15 protein-coding genes are annotated in these 21603 nt (G+C 62.3%); 2 read left to right on the top strand and 13 right to left on the bottom strand.

All coding sequences use genetic code 11. The features are described 5' to 3' along the window. Window positions 1-74 precede the first annotated feature (74 nt). The 9 genes from MRS74_RS10320 to MRS74_RS10280 all read right to left on the bottom strand — a co-directional run bounded on the left by MRS74_RS10320 (window position 75) and on the right by MRS74_RS10280 (window position 12826). The gene (locus MRS74_RS10320; protein WP_254580204.1) at window positions 75-1580 is read right to left on the bottom strand and encodes a fumarate hydratase; all 1506 of its coding nucleotides are present in this window, start codon (window positions 1578-1580) and stop codon (window positions 75-77) included. 192 nt (window positions 1581-1772) lie between these two features. Further along, window positions 1773-3077, bottom strand: a complete 1305-nt coding sequence (locus MRS74_RS10315; RefSeq protein WP_254580203.1) for an amidohydrolase — start codon at window positions 3075-3077, stop codon at window positions 1773-1775. Between the two features lie 43 nt (window positions 3078-3120). Next, window positions 3121-4548, bottom strand: a complete 1428-nt coding sequence (locus tag MRS74_RS10310) for an aldehyde dehydrogenase family protein (protein WP_254580202.1) — start codon at window positions 4546-4548, stop codon at window positions 3121-3123. A 174-nt stretch (window positions 4549-4722) separates the two neighbouring features. Beyond that, window positions 4723-5769, bottom strand: coding sequence for a threonine aldolase family protein (locus MRS74_RS10305; protein WP_254580201.1), 1047 nt, complete (start codon window positions 5767-5769; stop codon window positions 4723-4725). A gap of 25 nt (window positions 5770-5794) precedes the next feature. Continuing rightward, window positions 5795-7066 carry a M24 family metallopeptidase gene (locus MRS74_RS10300; protein ID WP_254580200.1) on the bottom strand — a complete coding sequence of 424 codons (1272 nt, stop codon included), beginning with the start codon at window positions 7064-7066 and terminating at the stop codon, window positions 5795-5797. Between the two features lie 603 nt (window positions 7067-7669). Next, window positions 7670-8251 carry an RNA 2',3'-cyclic phosphodiesterase gene (thpR, locus tag MRS74_RS10295; protein WP_254580199.1) on the bottom strand — a complete coding sequence of 194 codons (582 nt, stop codon included), beginning with the start codon at window positions 8249-8251 and terminating at the stop codon, window positions 7670-7672. Between the two features lie 151 nt (window positions 8252-8402). After that, complete coding sequence (locus tag MRS74_RS10290) at window positions 8403-9428, bottom strand: coiled-coil domain-containing protein (protein WP_254580198.1); 1026 nt, start codon at window positions 9426-9428, stop codon at window positions 8403-8405. An 81-nt stretch (window positions 9429-9509) separates the two neighbouring features. Then, a complete protein-coding gene (locus MRS74_RS10285; RefSeq protein WP_254580197.1) occupies window positions 9510-10916 on the bottom strand; it encodes a sodium-dependent transporter in 1407 nt (468 codons plus the stop codon). A 266-nt stretch (window positions 10917-11182) separates the two neighbouring features. Further along, window positions 11183-12826 (bottom strand): fatty acid--CoA ligase, encoded by a 1644-nt coding sequence (locus tag MRS74_RS10280; RefSeq protein ID WP_254580196.1) that lies wholly within the window; start codon window positions 12824-12826, stop codon window positions 11183-11185. 35 nt (window positions 12827-12861) lie between these two features. Between MRS74_RS10280 and MRS74_RS10275 the strand changes: the two genes are divergently transcribed. Both MRS74_RS10275 and MRS74_RS10270 read left to right on the top strand, forming a co-directional pair. Next, on the top strand, window positions 12862-13260 hold the full coding sequence (locus MRS74_RS10275; RefSeq protein ID WP_254580195.1) for a hypothetical protein: 399 nt from the start codon (window positions 12862-12864) through the stop codon (window positions 13258-13260). Between the two features lie 35 nt (window positions 13261-13295). Next, on the top strand, window positions 13296-16349 hold the full coding sequence (locus MRS74_RS10270) for a transglycosylase domain-containing protein (protein ID WP_254580194.1): 3054 nt from the start codon (window positions 13296-13298) through the stop codon (window positions 16347-16349). Window positions 16350-16390: 41 nt separating this feature from the next. Here MRS74_RS10270 and MRS74_RS10265 read toward each other — a convergent pair whose 3' ends face one another. The 4 genes from MRS74_RS10265 to MRS74_RS10250 form a co-directional block, all read right to left on the bottom strand. Further along, the gene (locus MRS74_RS10265; protein ID WP_254580193.1) at window positions 16391-17029 is read right to left on the bottom strand and encodes an FMN-binding negative transcriptional regulator; all 639 of its coding nucleotides are present in this window, start codon (window positions 17027-17029) and stop codon (window positions 16391-16393) included. Between the two features lie 298 nt (window positions 17030-17327). Next, window positions 17328-19262, bottom strand: a complete 1935-nt coding sequence (locus MRS74_RS10260; protein ID WP_254580192.1) for a RecQ family ATP-dependent DNA helicase — start codon at window positions 19260-19262, stop codon at window positions 17328-17330. 35 nt (window positions 19263-19297) lie between these two features. Then, window positions 19298-20626, bottom strand: a complete 1329-nt coding sequence (pepQ, locus tag MRS74_RS10255) for a Xaa-Pro dipeptidase (RefSeq protein WP_254580191.1) — start codon at window positions 20624-20626, stop codon at window positions 19298-19300. Between the two features lie 29 nt (window positions 20627-20655). Then, window positions 20656-21597, bottom strand: coding sequence for a LysR family transcriptional regulator (locus tag MRS74_RS10250; protein ID WP_254580190.1), 942 nt, complete (start codon window positions 21595-21597; stop codon window positions 20656-20658). Window positions 21598-21603: the final 6 nt, after the last annotated feature.

Raw genomic sequence — 21603 nt, 5'->3', positions numbered from 1 at the left:
TCCGGATTTTTTTGTGGTCTGATCAGCGAGTCAGCACAGTTCGGTGCTGATCAGCCTGACCTGTGCCGCCAGGATCAGGCGGAACGGGCGATGATCTCTTTCCACTTGGCAGGCCCGGTGTTGTGCACCGACTCGCCGTTAACATCCACAGCCACTGTTACCGGCATGTCCTTGACCTCAAACTCGTAGATGGCCTCCATACCCATTTCCTCGAACGCCAGCACCTTGGCACCGACAATCGCCTTGGACACAAGGTAGGCGGCACCGCCGACGGCCATCAGGTAAACGGCTTTGTAATCGCGGATCGCTTCGATGGCCACAGGGCCACGCTCGGACTTGCCGATCATGCCCAGCAGGCCGGTCTGATCCAGGATCTGACGGGTAAACTTGTCCATCCGCGTGGCCGTGGTGGGCCCTGCCGGTCCCACCACTTCGTCACGTACCGGATCAACAGGGCCGACGTAGTAGATAAAGCGACCCTTGAGATCGACCGGCAGATCCTCGCCCCTGTTGAGCATCTCGATCATGCGCTTGTGCGCGGCATCGCGCCCGGTCAGCATCTTGCCGTTGAGCAGTACGGTTTCGCCCACTTTCCAGGTGGCAACTTCTTCCGGCGTAATACCGTCGAGGTTGACCCGGCGCGTGTTGGCACCGACTTCGGCGGTAACCTGCGGCCAGTCTTCCAGGCTTGGCGGCGTCAGTATGGCCGGGCCATTGCCGTTGAGCGTGAAGTGGGTGTGGCGCGTGGCGGCGCAGTTGGGGATCATGCACACCGGCAGGGATGCTGCATGGGTCGGGTAGTCCTTGATCTTGACGTCCAGCACCGTGGTCAGGCCACCCAGCCCCTGGGCACCGATGCCCAGCGCGTTAACCGCATCCATGATTTCGAGGCGCAGCTCTTCAACCCGGTTCTGCGGACCGCGCTCGCGCAGTTCGTGGATATCGATGGAGTCCATCAGCGACTCCTTGGCCAGCACCGCGGCCTTCTCGGCCGTGCCGCCAATACCCAGACCCAGCATGCCCGGCGGGCACCAGCCGGCCCCCATGGTCGGTACGGTTTTGACAACCCAGTCGACAATGCTGTCGGACGGGTTGAGCATCACCATCTTGGACTTGTTCTCGGAACCACCGCCTTTGGCAGCGATCTGCACATCGACTTCATCACCCTCGACGATTTCGTAGTGAATCACCGCCGGCGTGTTGTCCTTGGTGTTCTGACGCTTGCCGGCGGGGTCCGCCAGGATGGAAGCACGCAGCACGTTATCGGGGTGAGTGTAAGCGCGGCGCACGCCTTCGTTGATCATGTCAGTGACGCTCATGGTCGCGTCCCAGGTCACGTTCATGCCCACCTTGACGAACACGGTCACAATACCGGTGTCCTGGCAGATCGGCCGGCGACCTTCCGCACTCATGCGGGAGTTGATCAGAATCTGCGCCATGGCATCCTTGGCGGCCGGGTTTTGTTCCTTCAGATAGGCCTCATGCACACCCTGAACAAAGTCGATCGGGTGGTAGTAGGAGATGAATTGCAGCGCGTCTGCGACGCTGCTGATGAAATCGTCTTGGCGAATCACGCTCATTGAGACTCTCCGTCTGGCTCAGGCTATTGGTTTGCAGCTCTATTTTAGGGATTATCCCCCGTGGCTGCTTGGCTCTCAGGGATCTAGCCCCCGGGCGGTTTAGATATCGCGGCGCGATTATACACGAAATCGCCGAGCGCGTTGCCAGGACCCGGGTGGAACCGCACGGCCGCCGCCCCTGCCGGATCGCCGTCAGCCGTCCATCACCAGACGCTCGAACAGCAGCACACCCCAGCCCAGCATCTGTTCGTCGAAGTCAAAGGTCCCGCAGTGGTGGCCGCCACCGACCGGCGAACCCAGGATCAGATGGGTCGCCTCGCCGCCCTGCTCGCGCACCTTCTGGATGAGAAAACCTGCATCCTCACTGGCCGAAACCAGAAAACTGTCCTGCAGCAGTGCCTCGGGCAAACCGATTTCCAGCGCCGTCGCCGCGACCCGTTCGGCCAGCTCCAGGCTGTTGGGGTAGCTGGAGAATTCGGCGAACACCCGGCGTTCCCAGGTCACGCCGTTCATGCGCGCCGCGCCCTCGAGCACCTGCTCGGCCGCCGCGGCCATAAATTCGCAGATGTCATTGTCGGCGCCACGCACCTCGTAGCGAAAACGCACCTCATCGGCTATCACATTGTGGGCATTATCGGAGGCAAAGCGCCCGACATTGACCCGCGACATGCCGGCGCTGTGGCGCGGCAGCGCATAGAGGCCCTGCACCGCCTGGCAGGCCGCTAGCAGCGCATTACGCCCATTCTGGGGCGCATTGCCGGCATGGCTGGCGCGGCCATGAAATACGACATCGTAGATTCGCGCCGCGATCCAGGTGGCATCGAAGATAATCCGATAGCGATCGACAATCCCCAGGTGCAGTGTCAGGAAACGCTCCACCTCGGCCATCTGTGGCAGTCCGGCGAACAGCACGCCACCGCCGGCCACTTCTTCGGCCGGTTGGAAAAAGAAATGCACCTTGCCAGCCCAGCGCGCGCGGCCGGCCGCCAGCCGACGCGCCAGCCCGAGACCGATGGTCAGGTGACCGTCGTGACCACAGGCATGCATGATGCCGGCATGTTCGGAGGCAAAGCCCTCGGCCGCCGGCACATGATTGGCGTCCTGACTCTCCGTGACCGGCAGCGCATCGATATCGAAGCGAAAGCCGAACACAGGCCCAGGCTGTGCTGCCGGCAAGCTGCCTTCCAGCGTTGCGACAAGTCCGGTGCGATTGCCCTGCATCGACGGCAGGTAGCGGTTGCCGGCGCCCAGCAGCTGCTCCGCCCGCTCGTAGGCGATACGATCTGTTTCGCTGTCCGGCGGATTGGGGGGCTTTTGCGTGCCGTACAGCGCCTGGCCCCACGCAACAGCAAAGCCCAGGGCTTCGAGCTCGGCACAGAGCCGCGCCGAGGTCAGGTACTCGGTCCAGGACAGCTCTGGAATGCGGTGAAAACAGCGCCGCGTTTCGCTCAGTTCCCGCATCAGCGCGGTATCCGGGCAGGGGGGTAGCAGTGCCATGACAGGCTCCTTGGGGCAGCATCCGCTGGGCCCGTTATCAGATCTACTTCAGTAGGCTGGGATCCAAATTCACCGATTTGCGCGCACTCAAGGCCTGTAGCCCCTCGGGCGCCAGCGCCAGTGACCCGTTGCCGGAGGCGCGCTGACCGATCCAGCAAAGCCTGGCATCGACAAAATTGCAGCGATTGACATACACCGTACCGGTATCGACTTGCGCCACAAAACGTTCGACCCGCTCCCGCGACCGGGTGAAAATCGATGCCGTCAGGCCATAGCGGCTGTTGCGCACCTGCTGCACCGCCTCGTCGTCATTGGCCACCTGCATGACCGGCAGTACCGGTCCGAAGGTTTCCTCCTGCAGCACCTGCATGGTCGGCGTCACCTCGGCCAGCAGCGTCGGCTTCAGGAAAGTCACGCCGCCGATCTGCTCGGTCTCGCCGCCGGTGCAGACCCGGGCGCCGCCGTCCTGTGCCTGGCGCACCATCTCGAGCAGTCCTGTGACCGCCCGCTCGCCGCCATGCAGCGGCCCCAGGGTCGTTTCGGGCGCCATCGGATCACCGCTTTTTTCACTTTCCATGATCGCCTGGGCCCGGGCCAGAAAATCGTCGTAACGGCTGGCGTGGACAAACACCCGCTTTACGGCACAGCAGGACTGCCCGGAGTTATGCAGCCGGCCGATCTTCACGGCCCAGAAAGCCGCCTGTTCGAGATCGGCATCCTCGGCGATATAGGCGGCATCACTGCCACCCAGCTCCAGCGAGCACTGGATAAAAGGCTCCGGCACCGCATTGAAGGCTCGCTTGGCAACGCTCTGCTGCACCACGCGGCCGCCCTGCACCGAGCCGGTAAAGACCACATGGTTGATATCGGTTTCTTCGATAATGCGTGCCGAGACCTCATAATCCACCACCGCGTGGGTCAGCAGATGATCGATCCCGGCCATAGATCCGAAAGCCTGCTCGAAATGGCCGCCGACCGAGGGTGCGGTGCTGTGCTTGAGCACCACCGCATTGCCACTGAGCAAGGCGCAGACGGTGCCGTTGATGGCACAGAATAGCGGGTAGTTCCAGGGCGTGATGATATAGACCACCCCCTTGGCCCGGCACTCGATGCGCCCTTCGAACCCCTCGTCCTCGTACTCTGGATGCCGCCTGGCCTCGAGCGCGCCGTCGGCCGCAAACCGGCACAGGTACTCGGCCCGCTCCAGCATGAAGGTCAGCTCCTCCTTCGCCGCCGCCAGCGGCTTGCCCACTTCCCGCGTGATGCCTTCAGCGATCGCATCGCCGTGGCCACGAAAATAATCCAGCGCTGCGAGCAGATGCCGTGCCCGCTCGGCCGGACTGATGGCCCGCCAGGCTCGGGACGCCTGCTGGGCTGCATCGATACGCCTGTTGATAACCTCGACGTTTTCCGATGGCTGCGAGAACACCTGCTCCCCGGTAAAGGGGTTATGGACTTCGATCTGGCTCATGGACGTGCCTCCTGGTCTGCTATGAATCCTTTGCGGCTAAAGATTGCCTGATCTGACGGGATCTGCGGCGAAGCTGGCAAAGCCGGGAACCGCGGTTCGCTGCACCCTGACCTGCCACGCCTGAAAAGCCGCGTCGGCAGATCACTGCGCCTGTCAGTAGTGCGACATGACCGCTTAACGATGGGACAAGCGGCTGATCTGGTTTACAAATTGATCGATATCCTCGGGGCGGGTATCGAAGGAGGTCACCAGGCGCACTTCGGAGAAGGCCTCGCCCGGCCACACCAGCAGTGGCGTATGTTGCAGCAGCGGCTCAAGCCAGGCGGTCGGCAACTGCGCAAACACCATATTGATCTCGACCGGTCCACTCAGGCGGACCTGTTCGAATTGCGCCAGCTGGTCGGCCAGGTAGGTCGCCATCGCATTGGCGTTAGCGGCATTGCGCTGCCACAGCCGGTTGTCGAAATAGGCCAGAAACTGGGCCGCCAGAAAGCGCTGTTTCGAAGCCAGCTGCATGCCCTGTTTGCGGATATAGGGATAGGAACGCTGCAGTTCAGGGTTCAGCACCACCAGCGCTTCGGCCATCATCAGACCATTCTTGGTGCCACCGAACGACAGCACATCGACTCCAAGATCCGCCGTCATCTCGGCGAAGCCGACGCCAAGTGACACCGCGGCATTGGCAATCCGCGCCCCGTCCATATGCACCAGCAGCTGTTGTTCCCGGGCAAACGCCGTGATGGCCCGCAGCTCCTCCAGGCTGTAGACGGACCCGCGCTCGGTGGCCTGAGCCAGCGAGATCACCCGCGGCTGACTGCGGTGCACCAGATCCCGATCCGCCGCCATCCGCTGTTCTATTTTGGCCAGGGTCAGCTTGCCCCCCAGGCTCGGTACCGCTAGCAACTTGCAGCCGACAAAATGCTCGGGAGCCCCGCATTCATCGACCTGCAGGTGCGCCTCCTCGCTGCAAAAGACCGCTTCATGGCTCTGCACCATGCCCTTGAGGGCCAGTACGTTGGCAGCGGTGCCATTGAACAGCAGATGGGTTTCGCTCTGCTCACCGAACAGAGCCTTGAAACGCGCCAGTGCCTGCTGTGTCACCTCATCGGCGCCGTAGCCCGGCACATGACCGTCATTCACTTCGGCCAGCTTGGCCATCACCTCGGGATGAACCCCCGAGGCATTGTCGCTGACCAGCAGATGCCCTAGCACTGCGTCCATGGGTACCTCCAGATATGCATGGCTGTTATCGAACCAGCACGTCCCGATTCGCCAGCGTGAGGAAGGTGCAGCCGTCAGCGGTCACCTCCACCGTATCGGACAGAAAAGCATCGCCGATGCCGGAATTCAGCAGCCAGCTCATCAGGTGGAAGGTCATGCCTTCGCGCAGGCGCATCTGAGAATTGCGCCGCAGCCCGACAGGCACACCGCTGCCGGACCAGCTCGGCGGGTAGCCGATACCAATAGAGTAACCACAGTGATGGCGTGAATAGTGCGACAGGTCATGGCGATCGAGCACCGCCTGCCAGGCTTCGTAGACATCACCGGCCAGGGCGCCGGGCCTTATAATATCGGCGGCCGCCATCATTGCCTCCTGGCAGACAGCATTGACTTTCTGTGCCTGCGCCGGTGCTTCGCCGATAAAGACAAAGCGACCGACCGGCGCATGGTAGCGTCGCGCACAGCCGGCCATTTCGAGAAACAGCAGGTCACCCGACACCAGAGTCATATCCTCCCAGGTGCCGTGCTCGTGGGCCAGGTTACGGGTCGAACGCACCAGCGGCACGAAGCCTGGATAAGTACCGCCGCGCCTGAACATGGCGTCATAGATCGCCGCCATGACCTCGCGGGCATTGACGCCTGGGCCGGCCGCGGCAATGGCCGACAGTATCATGGAGTCCGAAATAGCGGCGGCCTGACGCGTAAGCTCCAGTTCCGCCGGCGACTGTACGATGCGGACATCGTCGACCAGACTCTCGAGTTGCTGCCAGTCGGCATCTGGCACACCATTCATGATCCCTTCGGCAATCGAGTAGGGCAGGAAGGTGCTGTTCATATCGATGCCGATCACCGCTTTCGAAAGCCCCGCATCACAGAGCGCCCGCACCGTTTCGCGCACCGCTGCACTGGGCATCAGGTAGGGCCGGCGCCTTGGCTCCCGTGTCGGCGTCCCCATGGTCAGCAACCAGGTCTTGTCGATCAGCTCATCGGCGGTGCTGTCACCCGGCGGCGGCTCGGTGCCATCGGTATAGCCGACATGCAGCACATCCGGTGCCTGGTCGCGCACGGTGGCCTTCTCCATCGCCCGGGTGATCAGAACCGGCTGACCACTGGCCGGCAGGATCAGCAGCTGGCAGGCAAAATACCCCTGGTGATCAAGCCCGGTGAGGTAGTAAATATTTTCCGGGCTTGCGATCAGGCAGGCATCCAGCCCGCGACTGGACATTCCGTCCCGGACCTGGCGACGACGTCGTTCATATTCAGCATCATCAAAATAACGGCCACTGATATCGTTCATCCTTGTGTCTCCCGTTGCTTGAGGGCCTGACCGGCAACTCATCCGCTTCGCAAAACGGTATGACCACTTCGAAAACCCTTGATCAAATTCTGTGCCCCAGGCCCTGCACGCCAACACAGTTGCAGACAGCGGCAAGAAGAACGGCGTCCGCTCTGTTTTCACACCACAGGGGCAATTCAAGCAGCCTGCGGGGCTTAGCCGCAGTAGATCAGTGTTAAGCCCGACAGGCCGCAAGGTTCAATCCAGCCTACGAGACATAGACGCGGATTAATATGATTATGAATAAATATCATGATTAGTCCGAGCTTGAGTTCAAGGCCAAGCCGGGATCGCTGACAAGGGTGGGAACAGGGATCGATTCCTGCCACGGCATCAACGAGGGCGCGGCCAATCCTGCACCGATACGGGTTTTGTCTACACCGGCGAGGCAGCAGAAAAGAGCGCGGAACGCGGGACTCAGGCTTGCCAGGGGCACCCTGAAAAACCGGGCCAGGTGCGCCGTCAAGCGCGAGGAACAGGGATCACAGATGCGAGGCACAGGCGCTCGCCATAGCTCCAGCCCGCGCCACGCCCAGACTGGAATCAGGAATCAACTGGGGGAACTCAGGCGGAACGAACGCGCGGCATGGCGTAGTGCAGCGGCACTTCGAACAGCGGGGTATAGTGCTGACCACGCTCACCGGACTTGCTCAGATAGAGCACCACGGATGAGGCCGGGCTTTGCAGGTCCATCTCGGGCCAGGCGGCGGGCGGCTCAAAGGTGTTGTCCGCCGGCAGGCGTCCGAGGGTCACGTGGGGCTTGAAGTCGGTGTCGTCATAGTCAAGACCCGCCGCGACAGCCACCTGCACCATCTGCTGATGCAGGGCCTGCAGCTCTTCACTGCCCTCGCTCAGTGCAGCGACCAGCGCAAGCCTGCGACTGACCGGATAGTAGTCGACGGCATTGAGACGGACATGGAAAGGATCTACCTGCGCCAGCTGTTCGCGGGTCAGGCGCTCAAGCGTATCGACCTGGGAAATCCCGATATCGCCCAGAAAACAGAGCGTCAGGTGATAACTTTCGGAATCGACCCAGTTCACTTCCATGTGGCGGTCGTAGGCGCACAGGGTATCAGCATGATCAGACAATCTACGCACCATCTGATCGTTCAGCTTGAGTGCAAAAAATGCACGTAATTTCTTCACTAGGAGCTATTAGCCTTATAGATAGACGGGTCATTCTGCCTTGCCGGCGCCGGCGACGCAATGCCTGATTCAGCATTCGTACAGCAGAGCCCGCCGCCCGTGGGGCAGAGGCTCAACTGCTGCAAATGCGCGGCTGAGTCGAATCAAACACTTACTGCAGCCGCAACTGCAAATTGTTAAGCTGCTGACGCAGTTGCAGCAACTCCTGATTCAGCTGCCGCCGACTGCCGTCTATGGCCTGAATCGCCTGCTCGTTGACATGCACTCGACGGCTCACATCGGTATTGCCGGCACTGGCTTCCAGCATCGCCAGCTTGTCACTCAGCTTGCGCAACGCCTGCTGCTGGGCAACCACCTTCTCCGTTTGCACCTCTTCGCTGATGCGCACCTGGGTTTCCAGGGTCGCGAGGGAGCGCTTGAGTTCCTGCACGGTTTTATCCAGATCGCCCTTGAGACTGGCCTGCCCCTTTTCCAGCCCCGCCAGTGCTAGCAGCTGCTTTTCGAGTGCAGCACGCGCCTTGTCGCTGGCCGCAATTGCCGCCTGCAGGGATTTGACCTCAGTCGCCTGGGACTGCAGCTGTGCGGCCTGAGACTGCTGTTGGGAGGCCTGGGCCTTGAGCTGCTCCGCCAGTGGCAAAAGCTGAGCCAGTTGCGCCGCCTGCACCTCAAGTTGCTTGCCCTGCTGTGTCTGTAATTCCGTTTGGCTAGCCAGCAGTTTTTCCTGCGCTTCAAGCTTGGGCTTGTTGCTCTGATAGGCGATGGTCCAGAGCTTGGCGATTTCGGAATCGAAATGCTGATATTTCTCGGCCGCCGTTTTGCCCTGCTGTTCCAGCCGGCCGCTGAGCGTCTGGCCCGACTGGCTGGCGCTGTCACTGGTGACCTCAAGCAGTTGCTCCAGATCAGTCAGTCGCTGTGCCGCCTGCGCCTGTTGCTCCAGGCTGTCTTCCAGCTGCTGCTGCAGGCCGTAGCCCCAGTAGCCCAGGCCGCTGGCGGCTGCGGTCAGCAGTACCAGCACCAGGCTGTGCAACAGATTGCCGCCCTTTGCCGGTGGCGGCGGTACCGGAGCCGCGCGGCGAGGTGGCGGCTCGGCATGACCGCGCCCAGGGGCGGCGTCCTGTCGACCACCGTCCCGTGCAGGCCCCAGATCCGGAATATCAAACTCTTGCGAACGACTCATAGTCGCGGTTCAACCTGTTCAGCGCCAAAAGAAGGTCACCCTAGCAGTTTTATATCCCCCGCAAAAGCGCGCCCGCCATGCTCAGCCAAGGTTGTAGACAAACACCACCAGCACCGCCGCGGGGCTCAAAAAACGCAGCACGAAATGAAATACCCGGAAACTGATGCCTTCCCCCAGCCCGATCCCCTCGCGCAGCGTTTGCGGCTTCATGGCCCAGCCGGCGTAAACTGCAATCGCCAGCCCCCCCAGCGGCAACGCCAGATTCGACACCAGGAAATCGAACAGGTCGAACAGCGTCTTGCCCTCAAAGCGGGCGAGGAAGTCCAGCGGATGAAATTGCGCCCAGATATTGAAGGACAGCACCGTACAGAGGCCCAGCAGCCAGATCATGGCACCGGACACAAGCGCCCCCAGCATGCGGCCAATACCCCTGTCTTCCAGCCATTCAACCACCGGCTCAATCATGGAAATGGCCGAGGTCACCGCGGCCACCAGCAGCAGTACAAAGAAGAGGGTGCCAAACACCACCCCGCCGGTCATCTGCCCAAAGGCCAGCGGCAGGGTCACGAAAATCAGCCCAGGGCCCGCGCCCGGTTCAAGACCGTTGGCGAACACCAGCGGGAAGATCGCCAGCCCCGCCAGCAAAGCCACCAGCGTATCCAGCAGGCCGATGGAGACCACGGTACGGGCGATATTGACGTCTTTGGGCAGGTAAGAGCCATAGGCCATCATCACGCAGATACCGGTGCTCAAGGTAAAGAAGGCATGCCCCAGCGCGGTCAGAACGCCTTCGGTGGTCAGCTTGCTGAAGTCCGGTGTAAACAGGAAACCCAGCGCCTGGGCAAAGTTGCCGCGCAGCGCCGCGTAACCCACCAGCACCAGCAGCAACACGAACAGCAGCGGCATCAGCAGCTTGATACTGCGCTCCATACCGGCGCGGACACCGCTACCGGCAATCAGCACCACCAGCAACATAAACAGGCTGTGCCACAGCAGCAGCGATGCGGGGTCTTCCAGCAACTGGCCAAAGATCCCGCCGATGGTGGCGGCGTCGGCACCGCTGAACGCCCCTTCGGCGGCAAGGCCGACATAGGCCAGGGACCAGCCGCCCACAACGGAATAAAACGACAACAGCACAAAGGCCGCCACGAAGCCGATCCAGGCCATCCAGCCCCAGCGCGCCGATACGCCATCTCGCCTGGCCAGTTGCGCCATGCCCTGAATGGGGCTGCAGCCACTGCGCCGCCCCAGCAGAATTTCGGCGGCCAGAATCGGCAGACCCACGACCAGGATACAAAGCAGGTACACCAGCACAAAGGCGCCGCCGCCGTTCTCACCGGTGATATAGGGGAATTTCCAGATATTGCCCAACCCGACGGCGGAGCCCGTGGCGGCAAGAATAAAGGCCAGCCTGGAGGACCACTGGGGGTGCGTCACCGCAGCGCTGCTGGCGGCATCAGAGCTCGAAACCGAATCAACCCTGGACATCAAACGTCTCCTGAATCTGCAACGCACCTGGCGGGATAACGCCGGTGTGTCGGGCCAGAACCGATAGGCTGCAGCCATTTGAATTGCGCACACAAAGACGACGGGCACCGGACTTGCCGGCGCCGCCGTCACTGGCTACGGATGCGGAGGGCTTGTGGCCTTGATCCGCAAAATTTCGGCGGCAAGAATAGCATAAAAAACATGGGCTTCGCCGCTATCCTCTGCGCAGCTTCGGACCTGCCTGAACAGCCGCCAGCACAGTCGTTTCAGGCGTCTGGCAGCTGCTCGCGAATCTGCTTCTTGTTGACCTTGCCGACGCTGGTCTTGGGAATCTCGTCAACGATACGGATCTGTTCGGGCACCGCCCATTTGTTGATCGCCCCGGATTCGACAAACTGGGCCAGATGCCGCTGCACGCTGGCGGGCTCAAGCTGCGTGCCGGAAACCGGAACCACCAGCGCCAGCGGGCGCTCGTCCCAGCGTGCATCCGGTACGCCCACTACTGCGACCTCGGCGACAGCCGGATGCTTGCTGATCAGGCTTTCCAGCAGCAGCGACGAAATCCACTCCCCGCCAGTCTTGATCACATCCTTGATGCGATCCCGGATCTGCAACACCCCACAAGGATCCATTGAGGCCACATCGCCGGTGTGCAGCCAGCCGCCATCCCAGAGCTCGGCACCCTTGTCCTCATCCAGGTAGTAGCCCTGGGTGAGCCAGGGGGCACGTACCACAACCTCACCCACACTGACGCCGTCGCAGGGCACCTGCCGGCCTTCAGTATCCAGCAGGCGCAGGTCCACCAGCCCCACCGGAACGCCGGTCTTCATGCGCAGCGGGATCTGCTCCTCCATCGGCAATGCCGTCTGATCCGGACCCAGATAGGTGGTGCTCAGCAGCGGACAGGTCTCTGACAGGCCGTAGCCGGTGTAGAACAGGATGCCGCGCTCGGCCATTTGCCTGACCATGCCCTCGGTCGGGGCGGCGCCGCCTGTGAGCAGCTTCCAGCCACGCAAGTCGGTTGTCCTGGCCTCGTCGCAGTTCAGGATCATCTGCAGCACGGTCGGTACGCCGTGGGAAAAGGTAACGCCCTCTTCCCGAAACAGCCGCACCAGCCGGTTCGGATCATAGCGACCGGGATAGACCTGCTTGGCGCCGATCAGGGTGGCGACATAAGGCACGCCCCAGGCATGGACGTGAAACATCGGCGTCATCGGCATATAGACATCTTCCGAGCGCAGCAGCGGCAGGCCCTCATGGGCCGCCAGCGTCGTTGCCATGTTCAGCGTGTGCAGCACCAGCTGCCGGTGGCTGAAAAAGACGCCCTTGGGGTTTCCGGTGGTACCCGTGGTGTAGAAGGTGGTGGCCACCGAGTTTTCATCGAAATCGGGGAAATCGTATGCGGAATCGGCGCCGGCCAGCAGCGCCTCATATTCGCCCAGCGGCTCAAGTCCGGTGTCTGCTGCAGAGCCTGCATCCGTCAATTGAATGTAGCCGCGCACGCTGGGAAGCGTCGGTGCCAGCACCTCGACCAGCGGCAGGAAGTCATCATGGACAAGAACCAGGTTGTCCTCAGCATGGCGCATGGTGTAACCGATCTGATCGCTGCTCAGGCGCACATTCACGTGATGCAGCACTGCGCCGATCATGGGCACGGCAAAATAGGCCTCCAGATAGCGATGGCTGTCCCAGTCCATCACCGCCACGGTATCCCCGGCACTGATCCCGGCGGCGGTCAGCACATTGGCCAGGCGACAGATGCGCGCATTGAGTTCCTGATAGTTGTAACGCCTGTCGCCATGCACAATCTCGCGATCCGGCGCATAGCGTCGTCCCGACAGCAGCAAACTCTTGATCAGTAACGGATATTGATAGGCGCCGGCACAAGGGCTGATTATTTTTGTATTCATGGCTCGATCCCAGGGTGGGTTAAGGTGTACAGCAGATGCATTATGGAAGCCTGAGCGCCGAGCACCATAACGGCATCGGTCATAAAGTTGACTCCGCCGGACATGCTCCCGAACCGCGCCGCAATGGTATATCCGCGTCCAGCGCCAGCATGTCTCTGGTGCAACGCAAAATGTCTAAAAACTTGCAGGTCTGGCTGCAGCGCACAATTATTTCTGGTCAGGCACTGGCGGACAGGCGTCAGCCAGTGCTATTGATAATAGCCAGTACCCGCCCGATGCATTCGTTCCTGGGAATCGTTTTTACCGCCGACATCAGGGTCCGGCAGGCCCGCCGCGAGACATGGAGCACGTCAGTGATGTCTATACTGACACTGGTAGTCATCATGTATGAATCAGGATCACTTGAATGGGGGCGTATTTGCAATCTGATGTAGGCGGGACTGCCAGCGCGAAAAAGGGGATTAGCCCCGTGATACTGGCCAAGCGCAAGCCCCATCGCTGGCGATCAATATTGCTGTTCTGGGTTTCCCCGCTGGTCACCATCGCTGCGGTGGCCGGCCTGCTGGCGACCCACGAGATCCGCACCGCTGAACTGCAATCCCGGGAGTTAAGCCGGTACGCCCAGACACTGCAATATACGCTGCAGCCCGGCCCCAGCGACGCCATCCTCTATCCCTTGCACGGCCCATTCGATCTGCGCCTGGGGTATGCCCGCCTGCCCGCATTGCTTGGGCGTGCCCAGGGCCAGAACTTTGATATTCTGCAACAGGCGCGCTTTTCCGAGCCACTGCTCAGTTACGGCCAGCGCGGCCTGCCGGTACCCTTCCCGGAAAAATCCCAGGCGGGTCTGGCCATCTATGACTGTCGCAAGGAGCCGCTGTACAACTTTGCCTACCCGCAACAGTATTATTCGAGCTTTTCCGTGATCCCCCCGCTGGTGGTGCAGAGTCTGCTGTTTATCGAGAACCGTGACCTGCTGGATCCGGCGCAGCCCCGCGCCAACCCTGCCGTGGACTGGCCGCGCTTCGTCAAGGCCGCGCTGTCGCAGCTGGGCAAGCGCCTCGACCTGGCCAGTGACTCAGCGGGCGGCAGTACCCTTGCGACCCAGCTGGAAAAATACCGCCACTCCCCCAGGGGCCTGACCGACTCGCCCGATGAAAAGCTGCGGCAGATGTTTTCAGCCAGCGTGCGCGCCTATCAGCAGGGGCCCGATACACTGGAGTGGCGCCAGCGGGTGGTGCGCGATTATCTGAACACCGTGCCTCTGGCCGCAGCACCGGGTCACGGTGAAGTCCATGGACTGGCGGCGGGTCTGAAGGTCTGGTTCAGCGCCGACTTCGACCAGCTGAACCAGTTGCTTGGCGCCGCCAACGATGCCCAGCCGGCCGATGCCGCCACCCTGGCGGCCCGTGGCCAGGCGCTGCGCCAGGTACTGTCGCTGCTGATCGCCCAGCGCAGACCCTCCTATTATCTCAACCGTGGCCGCGCGGATCTGGCCGAGCTCACTGATAGCCATGTGCGCCTGCTGGCGCGGGGCGGCATGATCAACGATGCACTGCGCGATGCCGCACTGGAACAGCAGGTCGAATTCCGCGACTGGATCAATACCCCGATTCAGCATCAGGTCGACAGCAGCAAAGGCATCAATGTTGCCCGCAGCCGCCTCTCCAGCCTGCTGGGGCTGCCGCTCTACGACCTTGACCGGCTCGATCTGGATGCCGGCAGCACCCTGTCAGGCCCATTGCAGCGTGATGTCAGCCAGTACCTGCGTCGCCTTGCAGATCCGGACTTTGCTACCGAAACCGGCCTGCTGGGCGAGCGGCTGCTGTCTGTCAGCAACACCGACCAGGTGCGCTACAGTTTCACCCTGTTCGAGCGCAGCTCGGATGGCAACCGCGTGCGGGTGCAGACCGACAACACCGACCAGCCATTCGACATCAACGAGGGCAGCAAACTTGAGCTCGGCTCCACCGCCAAGCTGCGGGTGCTGGCGCATTATCTGGGTGTTATCGCCGAACTGCATCAGCGCTTTGCCGGCCTCAGCCGCACCGAACTGCTGGCGGTGGACATTGCCGCGGACGATTACCTGACCCGCTGGGTGCGGGACTACCTGGCCCGGGGCTTTGACCCCGATCTTGAAACCATGCTTCAGGCGGCCATGGAGCGGCGCTACTCCGCCAGCCCCTTCGAGCGCTTTTTCACCGGCGGCGGGATTCATACCTTCAGCAACTTTCGCGCCGAAGACAACGGCCGCCAGGCCACTGTGAGCGATGCCGTGCGCGAATCCCTCAACCTGCCCTTCGTGCGCCTGTTGCGTGACCTGGTGCGTTACAGCATCTATCAGGCACCGGGCAATACCGGCGAACTGCTGAAAGACGACCAGGACCCTCGACGCGAGGATTACCTGCGTCGCTTCGCCGACAAGGAAGGCAAGGTATTTCTGCTGCGCTTCTGGCGTAAATACAACAACAAAACGCCCCAGGAGCAGCTGGATATCTTTCTCGACGGCCTGCGTCAGACCCCGGTGCGCCTGGCGGCTGTGCATCGCTACCTGATGCCGGATGGCGATCAGGCCAGCTTCGATGCCTTTTTGCGCGAACGCCTGCCCGGTGAAAAACTGACCGATAAGGAACTCAGCGGCCTCTACGGCAAATACGGCCCCGGCGCCTTCAACCTCACCGACCAGGGCTATATCGCCCGCGTACACCCGCTGGAACTCTGGCTGCTGCGCTACCGGCTGGAACACTCCATCGCCACCTTCAGCGACGCCGTCAGCGCCAGCGAAACCCAGCGCCAGGATGTCTATCGCTGGCTGTTCCGCACCCGTCACAAAAGCGCCCGCGACAGTCGTATCCGCACCATGCTGGAGGTCGAAGCCTTCCTCGACATCCATGAGCGCTGGCAGCGCCTGGGCTATCCGTTCGAGCACCTGGTGCCATCGCTGGCCACGGCGCTGGGCAGCTCCGGCGATCGCCCGGCAGCGCTGGCGGAACTCATGGGCATCATCATGAACGATGGCCTGCGCCTGCCGAGCCTGCGCATCGAGCAGCTCGACTTTGCCACCGATACACCCTATGAGACTCGCCTGGGCCAACGCGCCAGCGGCGGCGTGCGGGTGATGCAACCGGAGGTCGCCAGGGTACTGCGCGCAGCGCTCAACACTGTGGTCGAGGGCGGCACCGCGCGGCGTCTGCAGGGCACCTTCACGGACAACCAGGGTGCTCCCCTGGTGATGGGCGGGAAAACCGGCACCGGTGACAACCGCATCGAGCAGACCGGGCGCGGCGGCCAGATTCTGAACTCAAGAGTCCTGAACCGCACCGCCACCTTTGTGTTCTACCTGGGCCCCAATCACTTCGGCACCCTCACCGCCTTCGTGCCGGGCACTGATGCCAAGGACTTCAGGTTCACCTCGGCACTGCCGGTACAGGTGCTCAAGGGCATGGCACCCATACTGCAACCCTACCTGCAGCCCGGCAGCCAGTGCGGCGCACCGCTGCCACTGCAGACGACGTCGTCCTGAGGCATCCGCCATGGGAATACACGCAACAGGATTGCACAGGGCTATTCCTGTTGCTGCGCCACCTGCTCGGCCAGCGCAGGGTTACTATGAGGGTCGCGCTCATCCCGCAGTCCTTGGATAACTCCTGAGCGGTCAGCGGCGTTTCGATTCTGGCTCAGTTTCCATTTTCCATCCAGGTGCGTGATTGGAATCTCGATACCAACGATGGCCTTCATCTGGGCAGCAATGAAATCGGCCGGGGCCTCATCCAGTGACCAGGGCTGCTGCCGCCGCCCCTCCTGAAGGTGGGTCAGATCCTCCAGCTGCCGCCGTAGCCAGGCCGGGTCCTGCACCGCCGCTGCCGGACCCCGCGCCTCGACGGCGATGTAATTCCAGGTAGGTACCGCCCGTTGCGTCGCGGCTTTGCTGGGATACCAGTCGGGCGTGACGTAGCCATTTTCCCCCTGAAACACCACCAGGCAATCCGCCGTGCCATCCAGCGCCCGCCATTGCGGATTCGCCCGGGCCAGATGGGCACGCAGCACACCACAAACCCCTTCATCGGGGTATAGCAAGAAGGGCAACAGGCTGGTCTGCAGGCCATCCACTCCATGGGTGATCAGCAGGCCCAGCGGCTGAGTCTGAATCAGCCCCTGTAGCTGCTCGCTGCGATTCTCGCGAAAACTGTTGGGGGTAAACATGCTCAGACTGCCCTTTTGCTGATACAGGGGGCGATATTGCCCACCATGCGTTCAATATATATGTCCTTCTCGCCCACCGGAGCTACGTAGTTTATCGCGGCAATGACGGCTTCCAGCCCTGAATTCCGGGGACTGTATACTTATTCCCAGCTCATCAATGCCCGCTCCGTGCCGTTACCGGGAATCAACCGGGAAATGCCAGACACTACCGTTCTGGCAACTCCTCCTGCGATCCAGCCTTGCCATCACCCTGCCCGCCCGGGCCTGAACTGTTTCAAAGACCTGTCGAGCCACCGCTTCAGTTTTCGTCCCCCAGACGCTGCTCCAGGTACGCCAGTAGCGGCGCGAAGGCATGCCCCGACAGGCTGCCGTAGGCCGGATTCTTGCGTAGCCGAAAGGTCGCCGGGCTCGACAGGCCGCAGAGGAAACGGGCCAGCTGGCGCGGGTGACGTAGCGCTTCCTGCCCCTGCGCGATCAGGGAATCGATGCTGTGTTGCTGCGCCGCGCTCATGGGCGCGTCGGCGAGAGTCGGCAGGGTGCGCGCACTATGCTCAAGGCAACTGCTGCACTGGCCACAGGGCTCAGTCAGGTTGTCGCCGAAGTAGCCACACAGCTGGGCCGGCAGGCAATGGGAATCCTCGGCATAGTCCAATACCTGCTGCAGCCGGGCTAGGCTCTGTTCTTCACGCCTTGCAAAGAGCAGGCCCAGGCGCCCGCAAAGCTCCGCCAGTTCCGGCGTTTGCAGCCTGCGGTACTGCTGGCGCACGCCCTTCACCTGAGTGCCGATGCTGCCTTGTGTTTCCAGGTACTGCAGCGCCTTGAGCAGGCGTTCGCGCGGTTCGCCCAGCGCTTCGGCGGCATGAGTAACATCCAGCGTCAGCCAGATCCGCCCCTGCTTGCCCTCGGCGAACATGCGCTGCAGAAAGTCGGCGCGGGCGGCATCGAAACCGGCCAGCAACTGCGCCTGGGGCACCTCGAAGCGGATCTGGTAGGTGCTGTAGAAAGGCCCGGTGCCGGCGATCACGCCTTCGAGTTCCAGGTAGGTGAGCACCGTGTTGATCACCAGCGGACGTATATCGAACTGGTTGGACAGATCGTACACCGCAATATCGAAGGCATTGCCAAGTGACAGCAGATGCCCGATCAGTGCATCCAGATGCGCCAGCACCGGCGTATCGCCGTAGGTGAAATTTTCCAGCACGCGAATATCGTCCGGGCAGGCGAACAGCTCGCAGCGCGACGCCGCGCCATCGCGCCCGGCGCGGCCGATTTCCTGCATGTAGTTTTCCAGCGACTTGGGCAGGTTGTAGTGATACACGGCGCGGATATCGGCCTTGTCGATGCCCATGCCAAAGGCGATGGTCGCCACCACGGTGCTGACCTCCCCCGCCATAAAAGCGTTCTGGATGGACTCGCGCACCTCGGGTTTCATGCCGGCGTGGTAGGCCTGGGCGCGGATGCCGGCGCTTTGCAATTGCACCGCCAGGGTTTCGGCCTGCTGCTGCAGCGTAACGTAGACGATGCTCGCCTCCCCGGGCGCGGCCTGCAAGGCGCGCAGCAGCAGCGGCAGTTTCTCGTCGCCGCGACAGGGGGTTACCCCCAGCGCCAGGTTGGGTCGGTAGAAGCCGGTGTGGATATGGTTGGCCGACGGGATATCGAACTGGCGGCAGATATCCGCAGCCACGGACGGGGTGGCGGTGGCGGTCAGCGCCAGCACCCGCTGCACGCCTATATCCCGGGCCAGCTGCGCCAGCTTGAGATAGTCGGGGCGAAAGTTGTGGCCCCACTCGGAAATGCAGTGGGCTTCGTCCACCGCCATCAGCCCGATGTGCAGCCCCTGCAACAGGGCCAGGAAACGCGAATTCTGCAGCCGCTCCGGCGCCACGTACAGCAGCTTTAGCTCACCGCTGCGCAGCTGCCGGTAGATCTCGCGCACCTCGTCACCGCTGCGACTGGAATCCAGCCGCGCCGCGGCAATCCCCCTGGCGTGCAGGGCCGCCACCTGGTCCTGCATCAGCGCGATCAGCGGCGATACCACCAGCGTCAGACCCTCGATCAGCAGTGCCGGCAGCTGATAACACAGGCTCTTGCCGCCACCGGTGGGAAAGACGGTGAGCACCGACTCACCCTGCAGCAGCTTGTCGATGGCGGCCTGCTGGCCATCGCGAAAGGCCGCCAGACCAAAGGTTGATTGAAGCGTTTCTAATGCAGTGGTAACAGGTGCTGTAGTCATCGCCGGTCTCCCTGAGGGCTGCTCGAAGACCGGTATTAGAACCCTTCCCGCCCCGCCGCTGCAAACGCATCGCGGGTCAGGTTCTCGCAGCCCTCATCGGTCACGGCGATATTGTCCTCGATACGGATGCCGCCGTACGGCATCAAGGCGTCCACCTGCCCCCAGTTCACGGCCTCGCCGCCATGACTCTGGCGCAGCCTGTCGAGCAGCGACGGAATAAAATAGAGCCCGGGCTCAATGGTGACGACGAAGCCCGGCTGCAGCGTTCGGGTCAGGCGCAGGAAGGGATGCTGCGCCGGCGGTTGGCGCAGGCTGCCGCTGGCGTCCTGCTGCCAGCCCCCCACGTCGTGCACCTGCAGGCCCAGCAGATGGCCGAGGCCATGGGGGAAGAAGGTGCGGGTAATGCCCTGTTCCAGCTGGGCCTCGACGGAGGCGTTCACCAGGCCACTGTCGCGCAGGATCTGCGCCAGCGATCTGTGCATCTGCAGATGCAGGTCGACGAAATCGACGCCCGCCCTGACCTGCGGCAGCAGCGCCCGCTGCGCCTCATCAAGAGCAAAGATCAGGCCCGCGAAGGCGGATTCTTTATCAGCGGCATGGGTGCGGGTGATATCGGCGGCGTAGCCGTGGTGAGCGGCACCGGCATCGATCAGCAGCGTGTGTCGCTCTGGCTGCACCTGACGCTGCTGGAACTGGTAGTGCAGCACCGCGGCATGGCGGTTCAGCGCCACAATATTGTCGTAGGGCAGATCCCGCTCGTTGTGCGCGGTGGCGGCCAGGTAACCCTGGTGGATAGCGTATTCACTGGCGCCGGCCATAAACAGCTGCTCGGCGGCGATATGACCCTGGACCGCGATCTGGTTGGCCCGGCGCAGGCAGTGCAGTTCCCAGCCGGTCTTTGCCGCACGCTCAAAATCGAGCCGGGTCATCAGCTCGGCGGGATTGTGCGCCCAGTCATCGCGCGCGAACGCCGGATGTGTCGCCGCGATCAGCGCCGTGCGACCCAGGCCCTGGAAGAGCGCATTCAACGCGCCGGTATCGGCGAAGCATTCGATTTCGAACTCTGTCGTCCAGTCACCGTTCGGGGCTTCGGGCGTCTGGTGCCAGAAGTCGTCAGGGCAATACAGATAGAGCACCGGCATCTGCCCCGGACGCAGCAGCAGCCAGCTGCCGGGGTGCTCGGTCAGATGCGGCAGCCACTGTACAAAAGGCGGATGGGCGCGAAACGGATACTGGGTATCGTCCAGGAAGCGCCGCGGCGCTGTGCCGGACCCGAGCAGCAGCGCGTCTAAGCCGGCGTCAGCCAGTATCCGGTCAAAGCGTGCCCTGAGCGTTTGGATATGGTGTTCAAAGAGTCTGTGCATAAATACTACTCCGGCCCCTGGGGCCTGAATCAGGGAAAGGCTTGAGGCGTGCACTCGAAGCGCTCGGCCAGCAGCGACCAGAACGCTTCGAGGTTGGCATTGTGATCATGGCGACGACGGTAGAGGCGGATCTGCAACGGGATCTGCCAGTGTTCGTCGCCGGCCAGGCCCAACTGGCCGTAACGCAGGCTCTCATCGATCAGCCGACGCGGCACCCAGCCCAGACCAAAGCCTTCCTTGACCATGGCCTTGACGCTGATGGCATGGACGTTCTCGTTCATGGTCACCAGCTGCGGCGGCTGCATCTGCTGCTGCATGAACTGCTGAATCACCGGCCGTGCGAAGGCGCCCTCGTGATAACCGATGTAGGGAAGCGGCTCACGCCGGCTGCCCGGCAGGGTATAGATGGGCTGCTGGTGATCGTCCAGCGCGGTGATCGGCACCAGTACTTCGTCGGTTACCCTCAGGTGCTCAAAGCGATCGTCGTCCAGCGCGCCCATGAACTCGATCGCCGGGTGCCAGTAGCAGAGCACCAGGTCACACTCGCCCTGGGCCAGGGCGTTGACGAAGTCGGCGCCGACCCAGGCGGTGGACTTCAGGTTCAGATCGACCTCGAAGCCCTGTTCGGTCGAGAACGGCTGTATCCAGTCGTTGTAGAAACAGAGATAGAGCGTCTGGGTGGTGGCAAAGTGCAGCCGGTTGTTCTCCTGCACACGAATCTCGTTGCAGCGCGCCTTGGTCTCGCGGGCGATGCGGGCTATCTGTTCTGCGCCGGCCAGAAACACTTCGCCTGCCGGCGTCAGCGACAGCGGCAGGGTATTGCGGTCGATCAGGGTCACCCCCATCTCGTCCTCGAGCAGCTTGATACGCCGGCTCAGGGTCGGTTGCGTCACGTTGCGCTCGTCAGCGGCACGGGAAAAGTGCCGCGTCTTTGCCAGTGCGATGAAATCATCCAGCCATCTGACTTCCATCCAGCG

The organism is Marinobacterium sedimentorum (genome assembly GCF_024267675.1).
GTDB lineage: Bacteria > Pseudomonadota > Gammaproteobacteria > Pseudomonadales > Balneatricaceae > Marinobacterium_A > Marinobacterium_A sedimentorum.
The sequence above is the reverse complement of the archived record's forward strand: the minus strand, read 5'-3'. Positions and strand labels throughout refer to the sequence as shown.